Source organism: Lacinutrix neustonica (assembly GCF_026625145.1).
In the GTDB taxonomy this organism is placed as follows: Bacteria; Bacteroidota; Bacteroidia; order Flavobacteriales; family Flavobacteriaceae; genus Lacinutrix; species Lacinutrix neustonica.
Window position 1 is genome coordinate 3,243,853 of the sequence record NZ_CP113088.1, and the last position, 22,919, is coordinate 3,266,771.

The following is a 22,919-nucleotide window of genomic DNA, read 5'->3' on the forward strand; positions in this document are numbered from 1 at the left end:
ATGAAACTACAAACCGAAATAAAAGTAAAAAAGCAAGAGCATAGTCAAATAGATTATGACTCTAAGCTAGTGCTTTTAGGGTCGTGTTTTTCAGAAAATATCGGTACTAAACTCAGTTGTTTTAAATTTCAAAGCCTGTCCAATCCCTTCGGAATTTTATTTCATCCAAAAGCGATTGAAACCTTTGTTTTTAGGGCTGTTAGGGAAATGGAATACACCGAAGCGGATGTCTTTTTTCATAATGAACGTTGGCATTGTTACGATGCACATTCAAAATTAAGTGCTGTTTCTAAAGACGCATTAGTGATCGCTTTAAATTCTAATCTTCGGCTATTAAATAAGCAAATAAAGGAAGCCACTCATGTTATTATAACATTGGGTACTGCTTGGGTCTACAATTTAGTTGAATCGAATCAAACGGTCGCAAATTGTCATAAAGTCCCTCAAAAGCACTTCAATAAAAAATTGCTACTGGTCAAAGAAATCAGTAGTAGTTTAAAGAAAACGGAAGCGCTTATACATTCGGTAAATGAAAAAGTATCACTCATTTTCACCGTATCGCCAGTAAGACATATTAAAGACGGATTTGTTGAGAACACTTTAAGTAAGGCGCATTTAATCACTGCCATACATCAATGTGTCAATCAAAGCCCGTCCAAACATGGGCTTCAAGTGTTCTATTTTCCCGCCTACGAAATTATGATGGACGAACTGCGTGAATATCGCTTTTACAATGCAGATATGCTACACCCTAACGATACAGCTATAGAATATATCCGGCAAAAGTTTCAAATGGCTTGGATGGATTCAAAAACCATGTTAGTAAGTAAAGCTGTTAGCGACATACAAAAAGGGTTGGCGCATAAACCATTTAATGAAGACTCTGTTGCCCATAAACGCTTTCCGGAAAACATAAAAATGAAACAAAAAGCACTGCAGTTGCAATTCCCAAGGCTTAAATTTTAATCAGTTTTATAAGGTAATACACACATTAAAAGCGTTCGTCTAACATAATGGGAATTTAAACGATTTTTCGCACTGTAAATCAATTAATATTTTATCTTTATAAGGCTATTAATCATTTATATATTTAAAACATCAGTAACACGATTGTTAGTCATATTGACAGCTGTTTCTGGTGTTTTTTATTTCTCTATTTTAATATTATTGCACTATTTTCTGTACATTTAGAATATGAGAAAAATACTTTTTGGTATCATTATAACGCTTGTCATTTTATTTGCTTTTAAACACTGTGCCAACAAAAATAAAGACAAAATTACACTTCAGGAGAACTCCGCATTAATTCAGGAATCGCTCAAAAATGTTGGGAAGTTGGTTGTTACAGAAGGGCATTTTAGTGAAGTTTTTACTTATAAAAACTCAAAAGCTATTTTTACAAATTATATTTCGGCTGAAAAAAAAGCATTGGTAGTGGTTAATGCGGATGTTACCGTAGCATATGATTTAAGTAAATTGAAATACAAAATAGATGCGGAATCAAAAACGCTGACCTTATTAAGTATTCCTAAAGAAGAAATAAAAATCAGTCCCGATTTTGAATATTATGATATTCAAGCAGATTTTCTTAATCCTTTTGAAGCCAAGGATTACAATGCCATTAAGAAAACAGTAAACGCTTCCTTGATGAAGAAAATAGAAGCTTCAGAATTAAAATCGAACGCAAAAAACAGATTGCTAAGTGAATTGTCAAAATTCTATATTCTTACCAATTCTTTAGGATGGACATTACAATATAACGCAACACCAATTACAGAACTCAATACGCTTCAAGATATAAAGTTATAAAAGGGAGAGCTTAAGCCAACCGCCGCCATTGGTGGCTTCTATATTATTTAGATTTAAAAACTTAGCGGCTTTAGCAGAACGTACACCACTTTCACAACACGTAATAATAGGTTTGTTAAGTTTTTTCACCTCGTCAATTCGGGAATTCAATTCATTAAGTGGAATATGTAAAGCATTTTCAATATGGCCATTTTCCCATTCACGCGCCGTTCTAACGTCGAGAATGATGGCGTCATTATCTAAAAAATCTTGAACTTGGCGTTTTTTTGAACCAAAAATAAAATCTAAAAATCCCATAATTATATTAAAATTTGTTCTTGAGTAAGTAAGATGCCATCTGTAATTAGATGCGCAATGCTTGGATATTTGACTTTGATACTTTCTAAGTGTTCCAGTACTTTCTTAGTTAGTGAATTATTGTTAGTAGTAGACAATATTTCATAAATTTCTACTGATAATAACCAGTCTTTAGGGTGGTTTTTTTGTAAAATAGTAAATATGTCCGAGAGGATATCAGTATCAATTATTTCACTAGTTTTTAAATCATTTACCTGCTGGTATAAATTTTCAAGTTCTAAGGCATTAGCACTTCTTTGTATTTTTACGGTATCTGTAGAAGAGACCTGATATAGGTTGTCAAAAGAACGGTAATCTGCTGCTCCTGCAAAGGCAGAAACAATAGTAGAGCCAACAGCTAATCTAAATATGCCCTGCTCCGGAGAAAATATTTTTTTATTTTTATACACCACAGTGCAATCTTCAAATTCAATAAGAATAAGTTTGCCATAAATGTTGCGAATCCCTGTTATGTTTAAGCCTTCAATGGTAATGCCGCTTTCATATTCTAAAGCGATACGTTTGCCATCATAAAAGTTATATGCCTTTAAATCTCGAGGTCCCATGTCTTCAATAGCTAAACTAATACCTTTAAGTTTACCAATTGGAGAACTAATACCATCCGGGTTAGCCTCTGTACCATGACCGATAAGTTCTTTTTCTCTATTCGCCAATGCTGTGGGGCCTTCAGTTTTAAAAAACACGACATTGTTGTCTTCATCGGTAATCATTTTAGTAAAAACGCCTGAAATTTGTAAGCCAGTATTGAGCTCAATACTACCAATTTTTTTAGAATCTATTAGTTTTTGTAGCCCTCTAAACCCACCTTTTCTTAGAGCCATAGTGTTAGAGAATTCTTCTAGAACTTGCATTAAATAGGCGAAATGCGGAGTGACATAGAGTTGAGGTTGTGGTTTTGTAATATCAAAGTCCTGCGCTGCAGCGTCAATGCTATAGCGTATTTTTTTCACCTCACTTGTCATGCACCATTTACTTTCTCCAATAGAAGATAGTAGCCCAGCCCCATAGATTTTAGGTTTTTCTTCTGTGCCAATTAATCCGTACTCAACAGTCCACCAATGTAAGTTTCTAATTTTTGCCATCTCAGAGCGTGGTACCTTTTTATTTTGAAGTGTATTTACTAAGTCTTCAGCCGCATTAATATCTTCAATTTTAGAATCAGCGGCTTCTTTTATAATAGAAAGTTGTCTAACGGCTTCATACATGTCGTTATCATGTGAAGATAAAATGGCTTTGGCACCAACTTCTCCAAAACGTCTTAAGTATTCAGCATAATCTGGATTAGCTATTATGGGAGCATGACCTGCAGCTTCATGGATAATATCCGGTGCAGGAGTGTATTCCATATTTTCCAATTGGCGAATATCGCTAGCAATGACCAAAACTTTATACGCTTGAAACTCCATAAAAGCATTAGGAGGAATAAAACCATCCACAGCAACAGCTGCCCATCCAATATTTTTAAGGATACGATTCATGCCATACATGCTTGGGATTTTATCTAAAGAAATACCTGTCATTTTTAGACCATTACCGTAAGATTCATGAGCCACTTTACTCAAATAGGATATGTTTTTACGCATAACATACCGCCAAACAGCTTGATTAATAGGTGTGTAATCCGTATAATTTTGAGGCTTTATAAATTGCTTTAAATGTGGAGGTAGCCTGTCTATTAGCGGATTGGTTTCAATGGATGTGTTCATAAGAAATAGTCAACTCTTTAAACTTATATAAGTTCAAAGTTATGAATTAAAAAAACGTTTTTTATAGAACTTCAATTTTTGTTTATTGTAGTCGAAATTGATATTGTATATTGGAGTAATTTATGACTAAAGAAACCGAGAAAATCACAAATCATCAACACAGCCGCTAAACTATTCAAAAAGAAAGGGTATAGTGCGGTAACTATGCGGGATCTTGCCACCGAAATGGGTATAAAAGCGGCGAGTCTGTACAATCACATTAGTTCTAAACAGGAAATCTTAAAAATCATCATTATTTCTTTAGCAGAAGCGTTTACTAGTGAAATGAATATCATTATAGCTTCAGAAGGTTCAAGTTTGGATAAATTAAACAAAATTGTGGCGCTTCATGTAAAAACGGCTAGTGAGAATACTTACGAAATGGCAGCATTAAATAACGATTGGATGCACTTAGAAGAGCAACGGCACTATTATTTGCAGCTGCGTAGCGAATATGAAGAAAATTTTAGACATATCATTACATCGGGAATAGCCAACAAAGAACTAAAGGATGAGAATGTAGAAGTCATGCTCTTTTCTATGCTGTCTACTTTGCGCTCCCTCTATCTTTGGATTCCTAAAAAAGAAGATTTAAACATTCAAAACTTAAATACAAGTCTCAGCAATGTTCTAATCCATGGATTTAACAAATAGGAATTAAAATATTTTGTACCTTTGCTTTTCAGACTAACAAGTGTTAGTTTTGTGATTTAATATTTTTATGGCAGAGTTTTACAAACTAAAAGTTGCAGATATTTATAAGGAAACAGAAGACACGGCAGTAGTCACTTTCGAAGTCCCTTCAACATTGCATAGCGTATTTAAATTCCGACAAGGACAGCATTTAACGCTTAAAAAAGATATAAACGGTGAAGATTTGCGGCGCTCATATTCCTTATGCTCTAGTCCTATTGATAAGCAATGGACCGTTGCTGTAAAGCAAATTCCAGGCGGTAAATTTTCAACGTATATTAATGAAACGCTGCAAACGGGAGATGAGATTGAAGTAATGGCTCCAACCGGCATGTTTGGTGTTCCTGTTCAGCCGGAAAAAGAAAAGAATTATTTGTTTTTTGCTGCTGGAAGTGGAATAACACCCGTTTTGTCTATGGTGAAAACACATCCGGCTCAAGAACCGCATGCAACATGCAAGCTTTTTTATGTAAATAAAACAGCAAAATCCATTATCTTTAAGGAGGAATTAGAGCAGCTTAGAAACATTTATTTTGGGAGATTAGAAATCTATTATTTTCTAACCAAAGAACGCCGGGATATCGAGTTGTTTAATGGCAGATTTGATGATGATAAAATGAAGGTGCTTACAAAAACGTTTATTGATATTCCGAGACACGGGTGAAGTTTTTCTTTGCGGGCCGTAACACATGGTTCATTACGTAAGTAACTATTTAATAGCCGCTGGGCTTCCAAAAGAGTTGGTGCATTATGAGTTGTTTGTAACCGGGCTTTCCGAAGAGGATATTAAACGTGCAGAACGCTTATCCAAACAAAATGTTGAAGGCACACAAGTGACAATAGTTGATGGAGGAAAAGAGTTCACTTTCACAATGAGTAAGGAATACGATAATATTTTAGATGCTGCATTAGGTGCTGGTGCCGATTTGCCATTTGCGTGTAAGGGTGGTGTTTGCAGTACCTGTAAATGTGAAGTGCTAGAAGGAAACGTAGAAATGAAAGTGAATTACGCACTTGATGACAAGGAGGTGGCTCAAAACTTAGTGTTAAGCTGTCAGTCCGTACCAACAACAGAAAGCGTGGTTGTTAATTTTGATGTATAGAGACAGAGCGAACCACTGTTTAAAAGAAAAAAATAAAACAAGTTCAACTAGCTAAAGAGTAAAAACCATTAGCAAAAAGCTTAGAACAATGAGTGAAGAACAAATAAGAAGTTTAGAAAAGCAATTCGAAGAAAGAATTGCGAGAGACGAGAAAATCGAGCCTAAAGATTGGATGCCGGAAAAATATCGTAAAACGCATATTAGGCAAATGTCTCAACATGCGCATTCCGAAATTGTTGGTATGCTTCCGTGAAGGCAATTGGATCACGCGAGCGCCATCGTTAAGACGAAAAGTGGCTTTATTGGCTAAAGTTCAAGATGAGGCAGGTCATGGTTTGTACCTTTATAGTGCTTGCGAAACCTTAGGAGTCTCAAGAGAAGAGTTATATGAGCAACTGCATACAGGAAAAGCAAAGTATTCAAGCATCTTTAACTACCCAACAGTGACTTGGGCAGATATGGGTGCGATTGGCTGGTTAGTTGACGGCGCGGCGATTATTAATCAGGTGCCATTATGTAACACCTCATATGGTCCTTATGCCGGAGCAATGATTCGTGTGTGTAAAGAAGAAAGCTTTCACCAACGTCAAGGGTATGAAATCATGATAAAATTGGCAAACGGAACAGCAGAACAAAAAGAAATGGCTCAAGATGCGCTTAACCGTTGGTGGTGGCCAAGTTTAATGATGTTGGGCCCAACAGATGCCGAGTCCATTCATACAGAGCAATCGATGAAATGGAAACTAAAACGTAAGTCTAACGATGATTTGCGTCAACAATTTATAGATCAAACCGTACCACAAGCCGATTTAATAGGTTTGACGATTCCGAACCTGATTTAAAATGGAATGAAGCACGACAGAGTTATGATTTTGGAGAGATTAACTGGGATGAATTCCGGCAAGTGGTTAAAGGGCATGGTCCCTGTAATAAAGAGCGAATGAAAGCTCGAGTAGGGGCGTGGGAAGAAGGTGAATGGGTGAGAGATGCTGCCATGGCATATGCTGAAAAGAAACAAGAAAGAAAACAAGCTGTTTAAATAGCGTTGTCAATCGGAGTCATTTTCTTTTAGATAGAGAACTTTGATATTCAAGAGCAGCGTTATTACTAACAATAGGAAACAATAAATATATATTATGTCTAAAAAAAACTGGCCCCTATGGGAAATATTCGTTAGAAGTAAAAACGGATTAGAACACAGGCACTTTGGTAGTTTGCATGCTGCAGATGAAGAAATGGCCTTAGAAAATGCACGTGATGTTTACACAAGAAGAAATGAAGGTGTGAGTATTTGGGTTGTAGAATCAAAGCATATTACAGCCTCGAATCCTGAAAATAATGGTGAATTATTCGAGCCTGCTCAAGATAAGGTATACCGGCATCCCACGTTTTACGATTTGCCGGATGAGGTAAAACATATGTAATCTGAGTAGCGCTCAAATTGCAAGGCTCACAACAGTGGGCACTTAAATAGAATAAATGTTTAATTAAAAAGATTCCCGCTTTGGTGGGAAGTAAACATGAAAAACGAAAATCTATACAAATACATTCTCGGTATTGCCGATAATTCCTTGATTCTTGGTCAAAGACTGGGCGAATTAACAGGGCATGGCCCTACCTTAGAGACCGATATTGCGTGTACAAATATTTCTTTAGATCTGTTTGGGCAAGTACGAAGTTACTATCAATATGCCGCTAAAATTGCAGGAGATGAAAGAAGTGAAGATGATATTGCAATGCTTCGTAAAGAGCGAGAATACTTAAATGTACTTTTAGTAGAACAACCTAACACCGATTTTGCCTATACCATGGCACGGCAGTTTTTGTTTGATGTGTATCACTTTCTGTTGTTAACTGAATTGCAAAAAAGTCATGACGTAACCCTGTCAGCTATTGCAAAGAAGTCCATTAAAGAGGTGAGTTATCATCAACGTTTTTCTTCAGACTGGATAAAGCGTCTAGGAGATGGGACTGATGAGAGCAAAGCCAAGATGCAAACAGCGATTAATGCTTTGTGGACCTACACCGATGAGTTGTTTCATCAAACGGAAGCCGATAAAGCAATGGTTTTAGAAAGTATTGGAGTGGATGTTACGTTATTGAAGACGGAGTACTACTCTAAAGTAAATGCGATTTTAGCAGAAGCGACCTTAGAGATTCCGAATCAAAATGGTTTCAAAAAGGTGGAAAAGAAGGGATTCATACTGAACATATGGGGTATTTGTTAACCGAATTACAATACATGCAACGCACGTATCCAAAGATGGAATGGTAATAGAATTCCCTTAAAATAAGGCGTCTCATAAAAATTCAGAAATGTTATTTACAATGGATTGCATGGCGCATTAACGAAAACAAGTATATTTTGTTTGAAAAAAATTAGCGAAGCGAGTTAAGAGCAAACAAAAAATCTGATTTCAATAAAATATGACAACCACAGAACAAAATATAGACCAAAAACTAATTCCAATACTGGAAAAAGTTTCAGATCCGAGAAATTCCTGTATTATCAATCATGGATATGGGCGTGGTGCGTTCGGCAGTCATTAGTAATGATGTTGTTAAAGTTGAAATCACACCAACCTATAGTGGCTGTCCCGCAATGGATGTTATTGGTGATGACATTAAAGCGGCATTGAAAGCGGCAGGATACGCGTCTGAAATCGAATTAATTCTTTCCCCAGCCTGGACCACAGATTGGATTACACCACGAGGAAGAAAGGCTTTAGAAGATTATGGTATCGCAGCACCTTTGGGGCCGGAAGCAGATAAAGATGTTCTGCTTAATGGAAAACGCATAGTAAAATGTACTAATTGTGGGTCACAAAACACGCGCTTGGTGAGTCAGTTTGGATCAACGGCTTGCAAAGCACAGTTTCAATGTGATGATTGTCAGGAGCCATTTGATTATTTTAAATGTTTAAAATGATAACAATGTCTCATCCCGATCCGGCGTAAGGGCTGTTTCAGGATGGTTAAATAAACGAATATGAATATAAACGAATCACCAATGCTTGGACTTCGGACCATTGTTTATATGGTTGATGACTTAGTTAAGGCAAAAGTATGGTATATGAAAGCGTTCAATGCAGAACCTTATTTTGATACGCCATATTATATAGGCTTTGATATTGGAGGCTTCGAATTGGGGTTGCATCCAAAAGAAAAAGTAGCCGGAACAGATCAAGGAACGGTATTATCCTATTGGGGTGTCGAAGATATCCATGAAGTCTACAACACGCTAATAGCGTTAGGAGCTACAGAGCATGAGAGACCTAATAATGTAGGAGAAGATATAATGGTTGCTAGTGTCTACGATCCTTGGAAAAACATTATAGGAATAATTTATAACCCAGATTTTAAACTACCTTAAATAATATATGAGTTCTATTCTATTAAAAGTTGAAAACAAAGTGGCGTACATAACGCTTAACAGACCGAAGTATTCAATAGTTTTAATCGCGAGATGGCGATGCGACTTCAAGGAATATTAGATGATTGTGAACAGGACGATGCCGTTAGAGCACTAGTAATTACTGGAAATGGAAAAGCATTTTGTGCTGGTCAGGACTTAAAAGAAGTGACAAATCCGGAGTTAAATCCTGGATTTAAAAAAATATTAGAGGAGCATTACAATCCCATTATCACAAGAATTCGTGCGATTAAAAAACCAATCATCGCGGCAGTAAATGGTGTAGCGGCAGGAGCGGGCGCAAATATTGCGTTAGCCTGTGATATTGTCGTAGCGCATGAAAAGGTGAGTTTTATACAAGCCTTTAGCCTCATTGGTTTAGTGCCGAGATAGTGCTGGTACTTTCTTTTTACCACGACTTATCGGGTTTCAAAAGGCCTTGGCCTTGGCCATGTTAGGCGATAAAATTACGGCAGAAGAAGCAGATAAAATGGGAATGATTTATAAATGTGTTCCAACAGAAGCGTTTGAAACCACTATAACTAAATTAGCTATTAAATTGGCAAACATGCCTACTAAAGCATTAGGGCTTATTAAAGAATTATACAATCAGTCTATGACTAACGATTTAGAATCACAATTAGCCTTAGAATCTAAATTACAAATAGAAGCCGCACAAAGTGAGGATTATACAGAAGGCGTGGCTGCATTTGTTGAAAAAAGAAAACCAGAATTTAAAGGAAGATAAAAAAGGCTACCGACAAGGGTTTTAAAACCTGACAGGTAGAGTAGTCAAACAAAAATTAAAAAAGAGCTTCCTTAGGGAAGACCGAAGATGGAAATGAACGTAGGAATCATAGGGAGTGGTACAATGGGAAGTGGCATCGCGCAGGTCGCAGCAACTGCCGGTTGTAAAGTAAAATTATACGATACCAATCAAGCCGCTTTAGACATCGCAAAATTGGCCTTAGAAAAAATATTAAACCGATTAGTAGAAAAAGGAAGAATCGATACAGCAGAGAAATCAAGAATTCAAGATAATATCTCTTATGTCGACAACTTAAAAGCGTTAGCAGATTCAAATTTAACGATTGAAGCGATTATTGAGAATTTAGACATAAAGAAAAAGGTATTTTCAGAATTGGAGAATTATGTTGCTGAAGATTGTATTATCGCTTCAAACACCTCGAGTTTGTCAATTGCATCCATTGCAGCATCACTTAAAAAACCGAAACGTTGCGTAGGCATTCATTTTTTCAACCCAGCACCTTTAATGAGGTTAGTTGAGGTCATTCCAGCCATTCAGACTTCCTATGAAACATTAGAAAAAGCTATAGATATTATTACGAGTTGGAAAAAAACAGTAGCCGTAGCCAAAGATACACCAGGTTTTATTGTTAATCGCGTGGCGCGTCCATTTTACGGCGAAGCGCTACGAATTTATGAAGAAGGTTTAGCAGATTTTGCAACCATTGATCACAGTTTAAAAACTTTAGGAGGGTTCCGTATGGGGCCATTTGAATTGATGGATTTTATAGGAAATGATGTTAATTATACGGTTACTGAAACCGTATTTGCCGCCTTCTACTTCGATCCCAGATACAAACCAGCATTTACGCAAAAACGCTTTGCAGAAGCCGGATATTTAGGGCGTAAATCGGAATAGGTTACTATGAATATGATGAAAATGGGAGACGTGTCACCGAGAGTGAAAACGAAGCATCTCATGATAAGGCATTAGCAAGTCTAATTTTCAATCGCGTTTTAGTCATGCTAATCAATGAGGCAGCAGATGCGCTATTTTTAAACATTGCGTCAGCCAAAGATATTGATAATGCCATGACCAAAGGGGTGAATTATCCTAAAGGCTTGTTGGCCTGGGCAGACGAAAAAGGAATCGACTGGTGTGTTTCAAAAATGGATGAACTATATGATGAGTATCACGAAGACCGATACCGTTGCAGTCCATTATTACGTAAAATGAATAAGAAAGGGATTAGGTTTTTTGAAAACTAGGTTTGAGGTATGAGGAAATCGAAGTATCATTTTAAATTTGAAGAGTTAGGGATATATTCCAAAGCAATGGAATTTGGAGAAGTAGTAAATGGTTTAGGGAATAAATTCCCAAAACAAGAACGTTTTGAATTGACTTCTCAATTTAAACGTGCAGCAGATTCAATAGCCTTAAATATTGCTGAAGGTTCAGCAGGAACTGATAAGCAATTTCACAATTATTTAGGAAATGCATGGTATAGTGCTCACGAATGTATTTCGTGTAGTTCGAAAGCTCAAATGAGAAACTATATTTCTGTTGAAGAAGATGAAGAAAATCGTAGATTAATAACTGAATTATCTAAAATGATAACTTCCTTGAGAAATAAGATTTTACAAAGAATCAAATAAATAGAAATGTCAGCAAAAAGCAAACCTATAGCCCCACACCTCATACCAAAGCGAATGCTTTCGCTTGATGCCTATAGCACTTGGTTAGGAATAGAGATTTTAGAATGCACCATCGGTCACTGTAAAGTAGCAATGACCATTAGAAAGGACATGCTCAACAGTATGAACAAAGCTCATGGCGGTATAAGTTATTCATTAGCGGATACCGCTTTTGGATTTGCAGCCAATACACATGGTAAGTATGCAGTGTCCATAGAAACGTCTATCAATCATATTGAAGCATTAAACGAAGGGGATTATATCGTCGCAGAATCTGTAATAGAAAAAGTAAATAATAAGTTAGGTTTTAATATTATTGAAGTCAAACGAGGAGACGAATTAGTAGCACTTTTTAAAGGTGTTGTCTATCGCACTCAAAAGGATTGGGAAGAAAATTAAATTCAGAAAACATGAAATGGCAAGGTAGAAGACAGAGTGGTAACGTTGAAGATCGACGTGGCATGAGTGGTAAAGGTAAACTGGCAGCAGGAGGAGGTCTTGTTGCTGTTATAGTTATTCTTTTGCAACTTTTTGGAGGTGAAACAGGACAGCAATTAGCGCCTATGATTGAGCAAATAGGAAATGGCCAAGTGACACAGCAAGTAGAACAGCGTGAGTTGACCAATGATGAAAAGGTAATGGGGAACTTTATGGCAACTGTTTTAGCAGATACCGAGGATGTTTGGAATCAGATTTTCAGGGAAAATAATCTTGGTAATTATAAAGAGCCAACCATGGTGTTGTTTACAGATGCGGTAAGTACAGGTTGTGGTAATGCCACTGCTGCATCAGGACCATTTTACTGTCCTGCAGGTCAAAAAGTGTATATGGATTTGGCATTTTTTGATGAGTTAAAAACACGTTTTGGTGCTAAAGGCGGCGATTTTGCTATCGCGTATGTTACCGCTCATGAAGTAGGACATCACGTTCAAACACTTTTAGGAACATCTAATAAAGTGAGACAATTACAAGCGCAAACGAGCAAAACGGAGGCTAATAAATTATCTGTAGCTCAAGAGCTGCAAGCAGATTTTTATGCTGGACTTTGGGCGCACTACAATAAAGAGTATTTAGAAGCTGGAGATATTGAAGAAGCCATGAGTGCTGCCAATGCTGTTGGTGATGATGCTATTCAAAAAAGAACAAGAGGAAGTGTGAATTCTGATAGCTTTACCCATGGTACCTCAAGACAACGTATGGAGTGGTTCATGAAAGGGTATAATACAGGTGATATTAGAAATGGCGATACCTTTTTAGTACTTATAGATTAAAAAGGAAATAGAAGTAATCTCGTAATCTTTTCACAGCTTACAGGTGATAAAATGAAAACAATAAGATTCGTGCCTTAGCGCGAATGACACAAACTTATGAAAGAAGCATATATAATAGACGGCATTAGAACGCCAATAGGAAATTACAAAGGCACATTATCGGCTGTTCGTACAGATGATTTAGGCGCACTAGTGATTGAAGAAATTGTAAAACGTAATCCAAGCATTCCAAAAGACGCTTATGACGATGTCATTATGGGGTGTGCCAATCAAGCAGGAGAAGACAATCGTAATGTCGCTCGTATGTCATCATTGTTAGCAGGATTACCATTTACAGTGCCAGGAGAAACCGTAAATCGCTTATGTAGTTCGGGATTATCGGCAATAATTCATGCCAATCGCGCTATAAAAGCAGGAGACGGCGATCTTTTTATTTCCGGAGGTGTTGAAAACATGACACGAGGTCCCTATGTTATGGCAAAACCATCATCGGCATTTGGAGGAGATTCAAAACTTTACGATTCAACGTTTGGATGGCGTTTTGTAAACCCTAAAATGCAAGCGTTATATGGCACAGATGGGATGGGGAATACCGCTGAAAATCTAGTGGAGAAATATAATATTTCTCGTGAAGACCAAGATAAGTTTGCGAATTGGAGCCAAATGAAGGCTACCAAAGCACAAGAAAATGGACGCTTGGCAAAAGAGATCGTTACTGTTGAAATACCACAACGAAAAAAAGACCCCATTAAGTTTTCAAAAGATGAGTTTGTAAAACCAACCACTACTTTAGACGTTTTAGGAAAACTACGTCCAGCCTTTAAAAAAGAAGGCGGAAGTGTGACGGCAGGAAATGCTTCAGGCTTAAATGATGGTGCTGCGGCTACAATAATTGCTTCCGAAGCGGCCGTAAAAAAATACAATTTAAAACCCTTAGCCGTAATAGTGAGTTCTGCTGTCGTGGGCGTGGAGCCAAGAATTATGGGTATTGGTCCTGTGGAAGCTTCAAATAAAGCACTAGCGAAAGCAGGATTGACCATGGATGATATGGATATTATTGAGCTTAACGAAGCCTTTGCAGCGCAAGCATTAGCGTGCACGAGAGCTTGGGGGTTAGCAGACGATGATCCAAGATTAAATCCAAATGGAGGCGCTATAGCAATTGGTCACCCGTTAGGCGTTACAGGCACGAGAATCGCCTATTCTGCAGCTTTAGAATTGATAGAGCAAAACAAACGTTTTGCATTAATTACCATGTGTATTGGTGTGGGACAAGGCTATGCAGCTATTATTGAAAATGTAAATAAATAAGGTATGGGCGTTATCGCTAGGGTTACGTTTCACTGCTCGCGCGTTACGAAAAGGTCTAACAGACCGTTTAACGTCGTAGCCATTAGCTGTCTTCACAAATAATAGAGATATGAATTGTTAAGGTACGTATCAACTAAGTTTTTTAATATTAAAACTTAGTGAATAATAAAGATTTGTCATTCCGCAGTTGATGCGGAATCTACAATAAAGTAAAAACATGAATAAAATACAACACTATGTCCAAGGACAATGGACAAGCGGAAAAGAAGAAGGCACACCCATTTTAGATGCGATCACAGGCGATGCGTTTACCAGCATTGCTATTGAAGGGCTTGACATTCCTGAAATTCTTAACTACGGGAGAACAAAAGGAGGCGAAGTCCTTCGGAAAATGACCTTTCAAGAACGTGGGAACATGCTTAAAAGTTTGGCATTATATCTTACTAAACGTAAAGAACAGTTTTACGAACTCAGTTATAGAACTGGGGCAACGCGTGTGGATAGTTGGATTGATATTGAAGGGGGATTTGGAAACTTATTTGCCAATGCGTCTTTAAGAAAATTATTTCCTAACCAACCCTATCATGTGGAAGGAGAACCTATTGATCTTTCACGTGGCGGACGTTTTATGGCACATCATATCATGGTGCCCAAAAAAGGCGTGGCCGTGCATATCAATGCTTTTAATTTTCCAGTTTGGGGCATGCTAGAAAAATGTGCAGTCAATTGGATGGCTGGAGTACCAGCAATAGTTTTACCAGCGCCATCATCTTCATATCTCGGCAGAAGCTGTTGCTAAAGAAATTATTGCTTCAGGGATTTTACCTGAAGGGGCATTACAGATTATAAACGGAACCGTAAAAAATATTTTAGATACGGTAGAATCTCAAGATGTTGTGACCTTCACCGGTTCTGCACAAACAGGACGTTTATTAAAAGCACACCCAAGGCTCATTCAGGAATCTGTACCCTTCACAATGGAGGCCGATTCTTTAAATGCTTCTATTTTAGGTGAGGATGCGGTGCCTGGAACACCGGAGTTTGATTTGTTTATCAAAGAAGTGAGAAATGAAATGACCGCCAAGGCTGGACAAAAATGTACAGCCATTAGACGTATTATCGTTCCGTGAAAATGTAGTTGAAGAGGTTCAAGTCGCATTAGGCAAAGCCTTAGATAAAGTTACCATAGGTGATCCCGGACTTAAAGAAGTACGCATGGGGTCTTTAGTAAGTCATCAACAGGTGCAAGCCGTTAGAGACTCGGTAAACGATTTGGCAAAAGAAGCTCAGATTGTGTATGGTAATTTAGATACAATAGAAACTATTGGGGCAGATGCCAAGAAAGGCGCTTTCATTAGTCCGATTTTATTAAGAGCAGACCATCCGTTTCAGAATACTGTTATTCATGAGCGTGAAGCTTTCGGACCAGTGAGTACCATTATGCCATATAAGAACTTAGATGAAGCCATTACGCTTGCACAAATGGGTAAGGGCTCTTTAGTATCATCTATTGCAACAAATGATGATAAAATTGCGAAAGACTATGTCGTTAATGCCGCAAGTCACCACGGAAGAATACTAGTTATTAATAGAGAAAGTGCCAAAGAAAGTACAGGTCATGGCTCTCCATTACCATACTTGGTTCATGGTGGTCCCGGACGTGCCGGAGGTGGTGAGGAAATGGGAGGCATGCGTGGTATTAAGCATTACTTACAGCGTACCGCTATTCAAGGTTCACCAACCACCATTACGGAAATCACAGGAATTTATCAGCAAAACGCAAAATATAAGGAAGCAGAACAACATCCCTTTAAATACCATTGGGAAGACATTCAACCAGGAATGTCGCTAAAGACACATAAACGTACATTTACTGATACAGATATCATGAACTTTGCCAATTTAACTTGGGATCATTTCTATGCACATACTGATATTACGTCTTTAGATGGAAGTATTTTCGAGAAAAGAACGGCCCATGGTTATTTCATTATTTCAGCAGCAGCTGGTTTATTTGTGTATCCAAACAAAGGACCTGTTGCAGCAAATTATGGGTTAGATAGTATTCGGTTTTTACGACCATTATATCATAACGATACCATATATGTAAGATTGACTTGTAAGGAAAAAGTAGATCGTGATGTCACATCAGCAGAGCATCCAAGCGGTATTGTAAAATGGCATGTAGAAGTGTTTGATGCTAATTTTGAAAATAGACCGGAAAAGAATAAAACAGAAAAAGATAGTCCTTTGGTTGCTGTGGCAACGATTCTAACTATGGTTGAGAAAAAGCAGGAAACTTTTGTTGAAATGACTTCAGAAAAAATCGATGCCTGTTTAAATAATTTAAAAGCAGATGCGAAACCAAAATGGGGAATCATGACGCCACAACATATGATTGAGCATTTAGAATATACTTATAAAATTGCCTCAGGAGACCTTCAGGATTTTGAAATAGCAACCCCGGAGAAAATTTTAGAGAAGGTTCATCATAGCCTTTATAATTATGAGAAATTCCCGAAAAATTCAAGGTTCCCGTTGTTAGAAAAAGATACTTTAGAGGTATTAAAGCATCCAGATTTAGAAACAGCTATAGAAAAATTTAAAGGACAAAGAGAAAGGTATATCGAGTATTTTAAAGAATATCCGGACGCTAAGTTGAAAAATTTAGTCTTCGGAGAATTGAACAGATATGAATCGTATTTACTAGAACGAAAGCATTTAAATCATCACTTTGAACAGTTTGGGCTTTTGTAAGTCCAAACTGGTCGAAGCTTCCGAGAAATCGGAAGTCTCATAAATAAGACTTCAAAAGATGAAACATTACGTCTACATAATCACCAATAAAAAAGATGGCGTTTTGTATATTGGAGAAACAAAAGATTTAAAGAAAAGAATATATCAACATAAAAATAAAGTCCACCCAACGACGTTTTCAGCAAGATATAATTTAGACAAACTTATATATTCAGAAGAATTTGAAACAGAAGCAAAAGCTAAATTAAGAGAAAAGCAAATGAAAAAGTGGAATAGAGATTGGAAAATTGAATTGATAGAGAAATTGAATCCTAATTGGACGGATTTACATACAGAAATATAAGTTTAACACATAAAAACAGATTCCCGTTTTCACGGGAACACGCAAGCGTGATGACAGAACCATACGTAAAAATAAACATAGAAAACGAAGTAGGATACATAGAATTTTTTCATCCGGCACATAATTCGCTACCAGGCGATATATTAGCAAAATTGGCACAAACCATTACAGAAGCAGGCCATAACAATGACATAAAAGTTATTGTTCTAAAAAGTGGGAAAGACAGAACCTTTTGTGCGGGGGCTAGCTTTAAAGAATTGATTAATATTAATGACGAGGCTACTGGAAAAGTCTTCTTTTCGGTTTTGCAAATGTTATTAATGCCATGCGTAAATGTCCTAAGTTTATTATTGGGCGTATTCAAGGTAAAACTGTAGGCGGCGGTGTTGGATTAGCGGCGTCCACGGATTACTGTATGGCTACAAAATTTGCAGCTATTAAATTAAGTGAGTTAAATATTGGTATTGGACCGTTTGTGGTTGGACCAGCAATAGAACGTAAAATGGGATTGAGTGCCATGTCACAAATCGCTATTGATGCCAATACGTTTTACTCCGCAGAATGGGCTAAAGAGAAAGGCTTATTTACTCAAGTGTATGAAAGTACAGAGGCACTTGATGACGCAGTAAAAGCAACAGCCGAACATCTATGCACCTATAATACAGAAGCCATGCTAGAAATGAAAAGAGTCTTTTGGTCAGGGACAGACGATTGGGATCAACTCCTAGCAGAACGTGCCAAAACCAGTGGACGATTAGTGCTTTCAGCGTTTACAAAAGAAAAATTAAAAGGCTTTAAATAAGCCTATATTTATGCTATGTAAACGACCGATTTTATAGGTAGGGTTACCCCTTGTTTTAGTACAACAAAGTCTGTAGTTAAAGCCCGGATGGTTGTATTAACGTGCCGCAAGTTGTTATTCTCATCTTTAAAATAAATGCGAACTTTACCTTTAGATAAATTCCCTAATTGAGTGGCACGATTAAGGTAATGTGATCTCAATACGCGAGCTCTAGTAGACTGTAATGTTTCTAAGTTTGAGAATTTTAATTGTGGAATAGCTTCTTTTTCAATACTAGAAGAGGGGGTTAATACGGTCATAATTTTGGGGCTTTATGAGATTAGTAGGTAGGTTTGATATAATGTATCATGCTTAAATATAATTATAATATGTTTACATAACGAATTAACTTAAGAAAATAATTTATGACTTATTCATTCAAAGGCTTCATTCCCGTCGTTCACGAATCTAGTTTTGTGCATCCTTTGGCTGCAGTAACAGGCAACGTTATTATTGGGAAACAGTGCTATATTGGACCAGGAGCAGCCATTCGTGCTGATTGGGGTCAAATTATTTTAGAAGATGGCGTTAATGTTCAGGAAAATTGTACCATACATATGTTTCCAGGGAAATCCATCACGCTCAAAGAAAGCGCACATGTAGGTCATGGCGCTATTATTCATGGGGCTAATTTAGGTAGAAATTGTTTGATTGGGATGAATTCGGTTATCATGGACGATGCCGAAATTGGAGATGAGAGTATCGTAGGTGCTATGACATTTGTAAAGGCAGAAACTAAAATTCCTAAGCGTAGTTTGGTGGTGGGAAACCCAGCAAAAGTAATTAAGCAAGTGAGTGACGAGATGATTGCTTGGAAAACGAAAGGGACAGCACTCTATCAACAATTGCCTGCGGATTGTCACGAAACACTAAAAGAAGTAGAACCATTAAGAGCGGTTCCAAAAGATCGACCTGCACAAGACGAAGTCTATAAAACGTTGAGAGATGCGTTTAAAAAATAATTATATTTAATAGTTTTTACAATCTTCTTATTTTGGAGTACTAATAGTCAATTTAAACTACCTCTTTTTTTGACATGGGAAAAAACCAAAGAGAATCAAAACGATTAACAAATGAATTCTAGAATACGAATAAAAAAGTCAATTAGAATTAAACAAAACGTAACGAATGACAAAAAGCAAACTATTTTATAGTATTTTAATTGGAGTTATGATTTTCTCGGCTTGTTCGAGTGATGATGACTCAAGTGTTAATGTTAGTGATGATGCTATAATTATTGGAAAATGGAAAACCTATAAACACTTTGAATCAAATATAGAAGTTGAAATTGAATTCTGTGGGAGTTTTTTTATTACCGAGTATAATGTCAATAAATCTGTTGGCGGTTTTAATTTTGATCCTGATAATTATCCAATTAGTTGCGGATTATCGGTGTATGAATTTGGCTGGAATTGGGTAAATAGAGGCAATGGAATCTACGAAATACGGTATATGGAAGAAGAGGGAACATATTATAAGTTTTCTAAAGAAGGAGACAGATTAGTTCGTGAATTCCCTGATGGTATAACAAAAATAATTTATAACCCATTTAACTAAAAAGTTAAGCTAAGGCTTATAGAATTTAGTGTTTGGTTGTGACCTGTTTAGTAGTTTCGAAGGGATTTTCTATGATGTTTTCTATTTTTACTAATCTAGTTGCGCAAATTTGTACTGATCGTATGTGTAACCATTGAATACATAAAGGGTAGGCCTCATTAAACCCGACTCAAATCAATCTCATTAGTTTCTTTTCCTGTCGATAAGGTGATCAAACTCTGTACGTTTCCTAAATACGGGAGCAAGGTTAGCTTCGTAATAATAAAAGTTTCGTAAGCCTCAATGTCTTCAACAACCAATTTTAGTAAATAATCAAAGTTTCCACTGACTCTGTGGCACTCAATAACTTCGGGGAAGTTATTGATTTGGGTTACAAATTTTTCTAAATAACTCCTAGTATGGCCCTGCAAGGTAATGCCGATAAAAACGGTTTGTTTTAGGCCTATTTTTTTATTGTTTAAAAGGGCCACATACTTTTTAATATATCCTTGTTTTTCTAATTTTTTAATGCGTTCAAAAACAGGAGTGGTGGTCATTCCTAATTCGGTAGCAATACTTTTAGTCGTCCTGTTACTATTCTGCTGAAGCAGAGACAGAATTTTAGTGTCTATTTTGTCCAAGTGATGCTGCATAAGAAAAATGTTATTTATAAGGCTGTAAATATAAGTTTTAAAGAATTAAAAACTTAATGTGAGGTATAAATAAGAATGTTATTCTTAATATGGTTTAAAACAAAGATTTTAACATATTTAAATGAAGAAAATAATTAATTTTATTTCTTTAAAACTAATAACATATAGCATTGGCAGAATTTCAACTTAAAATGCCCAAAATGGGTGAAAGTATTACTGAAGGAACTATTATCAATTGGTTAATTTCTGAAGGTGAAAGCTTCAATGAAGGAGACATCATTTTAGAAGTGGCCACAGATAAAGTAGATAATGAAGTACCGGCACCCGCAGCAGGCACCTTATTGAAAACATTATTTCAAGCCAAAGATGTTGTGCCTGTGGGGGGAGTTATGGCTATTCCGGAGGTTTCAACCGAAGCTAAGTCTGAAAAGAAAGTAACAGAAGAAGCAGAAAAACCAACCAACTTAGCTAAGAAAAAAGAGCTGAAGCGACCAAGGTTGCTTTCAGGAGCAACTGAAACTTCAAAAGCTTTTAGTACCTCTAATTCAAACACATTCTTTTCGCCATTAATTATAGAAATAGCAAAAACACATCATATTAGTTTTGAAGAACTAGCGCGCATTCCAGCAACTGGAGGCGAAGGGAGGCTGCGTAAAAGTGATGTCTTTCAGTATATAGAGGAAGGCCGGCCTTTTAAAGGCGCGCAACCAGTTGTTGAAAAAGACCCAACCGCTTACAGAATACCACAATTAAGCTTTGATAAAGGTCAAGGAAAAGTGATTGAAATGGATCGCATGCGTCAAATGATTGCAGATCATATGGTGTACTCAAAACATACCGCTCCACATGTGACCGCTTATGTGGAAGCCGATTTAACCCATATGGTAAACTGGCGAAATGCTAATAAAAAAGCTTTCGAAGAGAAATATGGAGAACGCTTAACGTTTACGCCATTATTTGTAGAAGCTGTAGCAAAAGCGGTTAAAGATTTCCCTAACATCAATGCTTCTGTTGATGGCAATACCATTATTGTAAAAGAAGCAATTAATATTGGTATGGCAACTGCTTTGCCAAGTGGAAATCTCATTGTTCCCGTTGTAAAAAATGCAGATACCAAAGACTTAAAAGCATTAGCGGCAAACGTAAATGAACTCGCAAAAAAAGCGAGGGACAATAAGTTAGCCGGCGATGATATAAAAGGAAGTACGTTTACGATTTCTAATGTAGGTACCTTTGGAAGTGTGATGGGGACCCCCATAATTAATCAACCAGAAGTCGCCATTTTAGCGTTAGGAATCATTAAAAAAAGACCGAAGTCATAAGCTCAGAAGCCGGTGATGAAATTGCGATTAGAAGCATGATGTACTTGTCACTATCCTTTGATCATCGTGTAGTTGATGGCTTTTTAGGAGGTTCATTTGTACGTCGTGTTGCAGATTATTTTGAGCAATTTGATGTTAATAGAAAAATATAGAGCATTTGTTATTACAACCATCACGTTGAGTGCCATTGTAATACAAGCAGCAATGAATACCGTTTCCAGATCGCGTGAAACGACAAATAATTATCGATGAAATACAGCATTACCACAACAAAAGTAAAAGCATCTAAAGTGAATACTTTAGATTTTAACAACATTCCACTAGGTACCACCTTTACAGACCACATGTTTGTTTGTGATTATGACAACGGGCAATGGGTGAATCCTAGAATAGAACCGTTGCACCTTATTCCTACGCATCCCGCGGCCATGGCGTTGCATTATGGGCAAGCTATTTTTGAGGGGATGAAAGCGACGCTAGATACTCATGGAAACCCTATGTTGTTTCGTGCCGATAGAAATGCAGCACGATTAAACACGAGTGCAGAACGCATGGGTATGCCAAATTTTCCGGAAGACTTATTTGTAGAAGGATTGAAACAATTAGTGGCTCTAGAGCACAATTGGATTCCGCCAAAAGCGGGTAGTGCATTATATTTAAGGCCATTTATGTATGCCGATGAACCCTTTATAGGGATGCGTGCTGCAACCCATTATAAATTTATTATAATGGCATCACCAGCAGGTCCCTTTTTTAGTAAGCGCATAAAATTATGGGCTGAAAAACAATACATTCGGGCAGCAGCAGGAGGGACAGGAGAAGCCAAAGCAGCTGGTAATTATGCAGCAGCCATTCGCCCAACAGAATTGGCAAAAGCGAAAGGGTATGATCAAGTATTGTGGTTAGATGCTGTAGAACATAAATATATTCAGGAAGTAGGGACCATGAATATTTTCTTCAAAATTGATGGACAATTCATCACACCAAAACGAGATGGTTCTATTCTAGACGGTATCACACGAATGAGTGTGATTACAATTTTAAGAGACAAAGGCTACGAGGTTATTGAACGGGCCATTACGATAGATGAAATTAAGGCCGCTTCAAAAGCGGGTAAGTTAGAGGAAGCGTTTGGAACAGGAACGGCGGTTGGTATTGCATACATTCAAGAGATTGGAGTAGATGACCAAACCATTCATGTTTCTAATGAAAGCCCTGTAGGATTAGAGGTTAATAATACATTGGATGCTATAAAAACAGGCAAAATTGAAGATAAATTCAATTGGATGATCAAGATTGAAAAGGAATTGGTTTAAAATACGGT

The 22,919-nt window shown here is 37.1% G+C and carries 17 protein-coding genes and 9 pseudogenes; 22 read left to right on the forward strand and 4 right to left on the reverse strand.

What is annotated here, in order from left to right:
* Positions 1 to 966, forward strand: coding sequence for a GSCFA domain-containing protein (locus N7U66_RS17555; RefSeq protein WP_267676296.1), 966 nt, complete (start codon positions 1 to 3; stop codon positions 964 to 966).
* 228 nt (positions 967 to 1,194) lie between these two features.
* Positions 1,195 to 1,809 carry a DUF4230 domain-containing protein gene (locus N7U66_RS17560; protein WP_267676297.1) on the forward strand — a complete coding sequence of 205 codons (615 nt, stop codon included), beginning with the start codon at positions 1,195 to 1,197 and terminating at the stop codon, positions 1,807 to 1,809.
* Here N7U66_RS17560 and N7U66_RS17565 read toward each other — a convergent pair.
* Positions 1,804 to 2,106 (reverse strand): rhodanese-like domain-containing protein, encoded by a 303-nt coding sequence (locus tag N7U66_RS17565; RefSeq protein ID WP_267676298.1) that lies wholly within the window; start codon positions 2,104 to 2,106, stop codon positions 1,804 to 1,806. The genes N7U66_RS17560 and N7U66_RS17565 overlap by 6 nt on opposite strands.
* A gap of 2 nt (positions 2,107 to 2,108) precedes the next feature.
* A complete protein-coding gene (locus N7U66_RS17570; RefSeq protein ID WP_267676299.1) occupies positions 2,109 to 3,872 on the reverse strand; it encodes an aromatic amino acid hydroxylase in 1,764 nt (587 codons plus the stop codon).
* Between the two features lie 153 nt (positions 3,873 to 4,025).
* Between N7U66_RS17570 and N7U66_RS17575 the strand changes: the two genes are divergently transcribed.
* The 16 genes and pseudogenes from N7U66_RS17575 to N7U66_RS17650 all read left to right on the forward strand — a co-directional run bounded on the left by N7U66_RS17575 (position 4,026) and on the right by N7U66_RS17650 (position 18,045).
* Entirely contained in the window at positions 4,026 to 4,565 is a 540-nt protein-coding gene (locus N7U66_RS17575) for a TetR/AcrR family transcriptional regulator (protein WP_313791541.1), read from the forward strand.
* Between the two features lie 67 nt (positions 4,566 to 4,632).
* Positions 4,633 to 5,707, forward strand: a pseudogene (locus N7U66_RS17580) (2Fe-2S iron-sulfur cluster-binding protein).
* Between the two features lie 88 nt (positions 5,708 to 5,795).
* Positions 5,796 to 6,746 (forward strand): annotated as a pseudogene (paaA, locus tag N7U66_RS17585) (1,2-phenylacetyl-CoA epoxidase subunit PaaA).
* A 97-nt stretch (positions 6,747 to 6,843) separates the two neighbouring features.
* Positions 6,844 to 7,131, forward strand: a complete 288-nt coding sequence (paaB, locus tag N7U66_RS17590) for a 1,2-phenylacetyl-CoA epoxidase subunit PaaB (RefSeq protein WP_267676300.1) — start codon at positions 6,844 to 6,846, stop codon at positions 7,129 to 7,131.
* Positions 7,132 to 7,227: 96 nt separating this feature from the next.
* Positions 7,228 to 7,982: pseudogene (paaC, locus tag N7U66_RS17595) on the forward strand (1,2-phenylacetyl-CoA epoxidase subunit PaaC).
* Positions 7,983 to 8,134: 152 nt separating this feature from the next.
* Positions 8,135 to 8,636, forward strand: a pseudogene (paaD, locus tag N7U66_RS17600) (1,2-phenylacetyl-CoA epoxidase subunit PaaD).
* A 60-nt stretch (positions 8,637 to 8,696) separates the two neighbouring features.
* A complete protein-coding gene (locus N7U66_RS17605) occupies positions 8,697 to 9,080 on the forward strand; it encodes a VOC family protein (protein WP_267676301.1) in 384 nt (127 codons plus the stop codon).
* Between the two features lie 7 nt (positions 9,081 to 9,087).
* Positions 9,088 to 9,867, forward strand: a pseudogene (locus tag N7U66_RS17610) (enoyl-CoA hydratase-related protein).
* Positions 9,868 to 9,960: 93 nt separating this feature from the next.
* Positions 9,961 to 11,135, forward strand: a pseudogene (locus N7U66_RS17615) (3-hydroxyacyl-CoA dehydrogenase NAD-binding domain-containing protein).
* 9 nt (positions 11,136 to 11,144) lie between these two features.
* Complete coding sequence (locus N7U66_RS17620; protein WP_267676302.1) at positions 11,145 to 11,522, forward strand: four helix bundle protein; 378 nt, start codon at positions 11,145 to 11,147, stop codon at positions 11,520 to 11,522.
* A 54-nt stretch (positions 11,523 to 11,576) separates the two neighbouring features.
* A complete protein-coding gene (locus N7U66_RS17625; RefSeq protein ID WP_267676303.1) occupies positions 11,577 to 11,960 on the forward strand; it encodes a hotdog fold thioesterase in 384 nt (127 codons plus the stop codon).
* An 11-nt stretch (positions 11,961 to 11,971) separates the two neighbouring features.
* Positions 11,972 to 12,832 (forward strand): KPN_02809 family neutral zinc metallopeptidase, encoded by an 861-nt coding sequence (ypfJ, locus tag N7U66_RS17630; protein WP_267678553.1) that lies wholly within the window; start codon positions 11,972 to 11,974, stop codon positions 12,830 to 12,832.
* 96 nt (positions 12,833 to 12,928) lie between these two features.
* A complete protein-coding gene (gene pcaF, locus N7U66_RS17635; RefSeq protein WP_267676304.1) occupies positions 12,929 to 14,143 on the forward strand; it encodes a 3-oxoadipyl-CoA thiolase in 1,215 nt (404 codons plus the stop codon).
* A gap of 217 nt (positions 14,144 to 14,360) precedes the next feature.
* Positions 14,361 to 16,900, forward strand: a pseudogene (paaZ, locus tag N7U66_RS17640) (phenylacetic acid degradation bifunctional protein PaaZ).
* 58 nt (positions 16,901 to 16,958) lie between these two features.
* Positions 16,959 to 17,243 (forward strand): GIY-YIG nuclease family protein, encoded by a 285-nt coding sequence (locus tag N7U66_RS17645; protein ID WP_267676305.1) that lies wholly within the window; start codon positions 16,959 to 16,961, stop codon positions 17,241 to 17,243.
* A gap of 50 nt (positions 17,244 to 17,293) precedes the next feature.
* Positions 17,294 to 18,045, forward strand: a pseudogene (locus tag N7U66_RS17650) (enoyl-CoA hydratase/isomerase family protein).
* Positions 18,046 to 18,053: 8 nt separating this feature from the next.
* Here N7U66_RS17650 and N7U66_RS17655 read toward each other — a convergent pair.
* Entirely contained in the window at positions 18,054 to 18,344 is a 291-nt protein-coding gene (locus tag N7U66_RS17655; RefSeq protein ID WP_267676306.1) for a hypothetical protein, read from the reverse strand.
* Between the two features lie 105 nt (positions 18,345 to 18,449).
* On the opposite strand from N7U66_RS17655, the gene N7U66_RS17660 reads away from it, so the two are divergent.
* Entirely contained in the window at positions 18,450 to 19,046 is a 597-nt protein-coding gene (locus N7U66_RS17660; protein ID WP_267676307.1) for an acyltransferase, read from the forward strand.
* Between the two features lie 166 nt (positions 19,047 to 19,212).
* Positions 19,213 to 19,641 carry a hypothetical protein gene (locus tag N7U66_RS17665; protein WP_267676308.1) on the forward strand — a complete coding sequence of 143 codons (429 nt, stop codon included), beginning with the start codon at positions 19,213 to 19,215 and terminating at the stop codon, positions 19,639 to 19,641.
* A gap of 158 nt (positions 19,642 to 19,799) precedes the next feature.
* Here the strand turns inward: N7U66_RS17665 and N7U66_RS17670 are convergent, their stop codons facing one another.
* Positions 19,800 to 20,273, reverse strand: a complete 474-nt coding sequence (locus N7U66_RS17670) for an Lrp/AsnC family transcriptional regulator (RefSeq protein WP_267676309.1) — start codon at positions 20,271 to 20,273, stop codon at positions 19,800 to 19,802.
* 200 nt (positions 20,274 to 20,473) lie between these two features.
* Between N7U66_RS17670 and N7U66_RS17675 the strand changes: the two are divergent.
* A pseudogene (locus N7U66_RS17675) lies at positions 20,474 to 21,747 on the forward strand (dihydrolipoamide acetyltransferase family protein).
* Positions 21,748 to 21,843: 96 nt separating this feature from the next.
* Entirely contained in the window at positions 21,844 to 22,911 is a 1,068-nt protein-coding gene (locus N7U66_RS17680; RefSeq protein WP_267676310.1) for a branched-chain amino acid aminotransferase, read from the forward strand.
* Positions 22,912 to 22,919: the final 8 nt, after the last annotated feature.

Excerpts from the sequence above, each read along its gene's own strand:
- pcaF (WP_267676304.1), top strand. The coding sequence starts at position 12,929 with ATGAAAGAAGCATATATAATAGACGGCATTAGAACGCCAATAGGAAAT.
- N7U66_RS17565 (WP_267676298.1), bottom strand. The coding sequence starts at position 2,106 with ATGGGATTTTTAGATTTTATTTTTGGTTCAAAAAAACGCCAAGTTCAA.
- N7U66_RS17670 (WP_267676309.1), bottom strand. The coding sequence starts at position 20,273 with ATGCAGCATCACTTGGACAAAATAGACACTAAAATTCTGTCTCTGCTT.
- N7U66_RS17665 (WP_267676308.1), top strand. The coding sequence starts at position 19,213 with ATGACAAAAAGCAAACTATTTTATAGTATTTTAATTGGAGTTATGATT.
- N7U66_RS17560 (WP_267676297.1), top strand. The coding sequence starts at position 1,195 with ATGAGAAAAATACTTTTTGGTATCATTATAACGCTTGTCATTTTATTT.
- N7U66_RS17655 (WP_267676306.1), bottom strand. The coding sequence starts at position 18,344 with ATGACCGTATTAACCCCCTCTTCTAGTATTGAAAAAGAAGCTATTCCA.
- N7U66_RS17625 (WP_267676303.1), top strand. The coding sequence starts at position 11,577 with ATGCTTTCGCTTGATGCCTATAGCACTTGGTTAGGAATAGAGATTTTA.
- N7U66_RS17605 (WP_267676301.1), top strand. The coding sequence starts at position 8,697 with ATGAATATAAACGAATCACCAATGCTTGGACTTCGGACCATTGTTTAT.
- paaB (WP_267676300.1), top strand. The coding sequence starts at position 6,844 with ATGTCTAAAAAAAACTGGCCCCTATGGGAAATATTCGTTAGAAGTAAA.
- N7U66_RS17570 (WP_267676299.1), bottom strand. The coding sequence starts at position 3,872 with ATGAACACATCCATTGAAACCAATCCGCTAATAGACAGGCTACCTCCA.
- N7U66_RS17645 (WP_267676305.1), top strand. The coding sequence starts at position 16,959 with ATGAAACATTACGTCTACATAATCACCAATAAAAAAGATGGCGTTTTG.
- N7U66_RS17660 (WP_267676307.1), top strand. The coding sequence starts at position 18,450 with ATGACTTATTCATTCAAAGGCTTCATTCCCGTCGTTCACGAATCTAGT.
- N7U66_RS17555 (WP_267676296.1), top strand. The coding sequence starts at position 1 with ATGAAACTACAAACCGAAATAAAAGTAAAAAAGCAAGAGCATAGTCAA.
- N7U66_RS17620 (WP_267676302.1), top strand. The coding sequence starts at position 11,145 with ATGAGGAAATCGAAGTATCATTTTAAATTTGAAGAGTTAGGGATATAT.
- ypfJ (WP_267678553.1), top strand. The coding sequence starts at position 11,972 with ATGAAATGGCAAGGTAGAAGACAGAGTGGTAACGTTGAAGATCGACGT.
- N7U66_RS17680 (WP_267676310.1), top strand. The coding sequence starts at position 21,844 with ATGAAATACAGCATTACCACAACAAAAGTAAAAGCATCTAAAGTGAAT.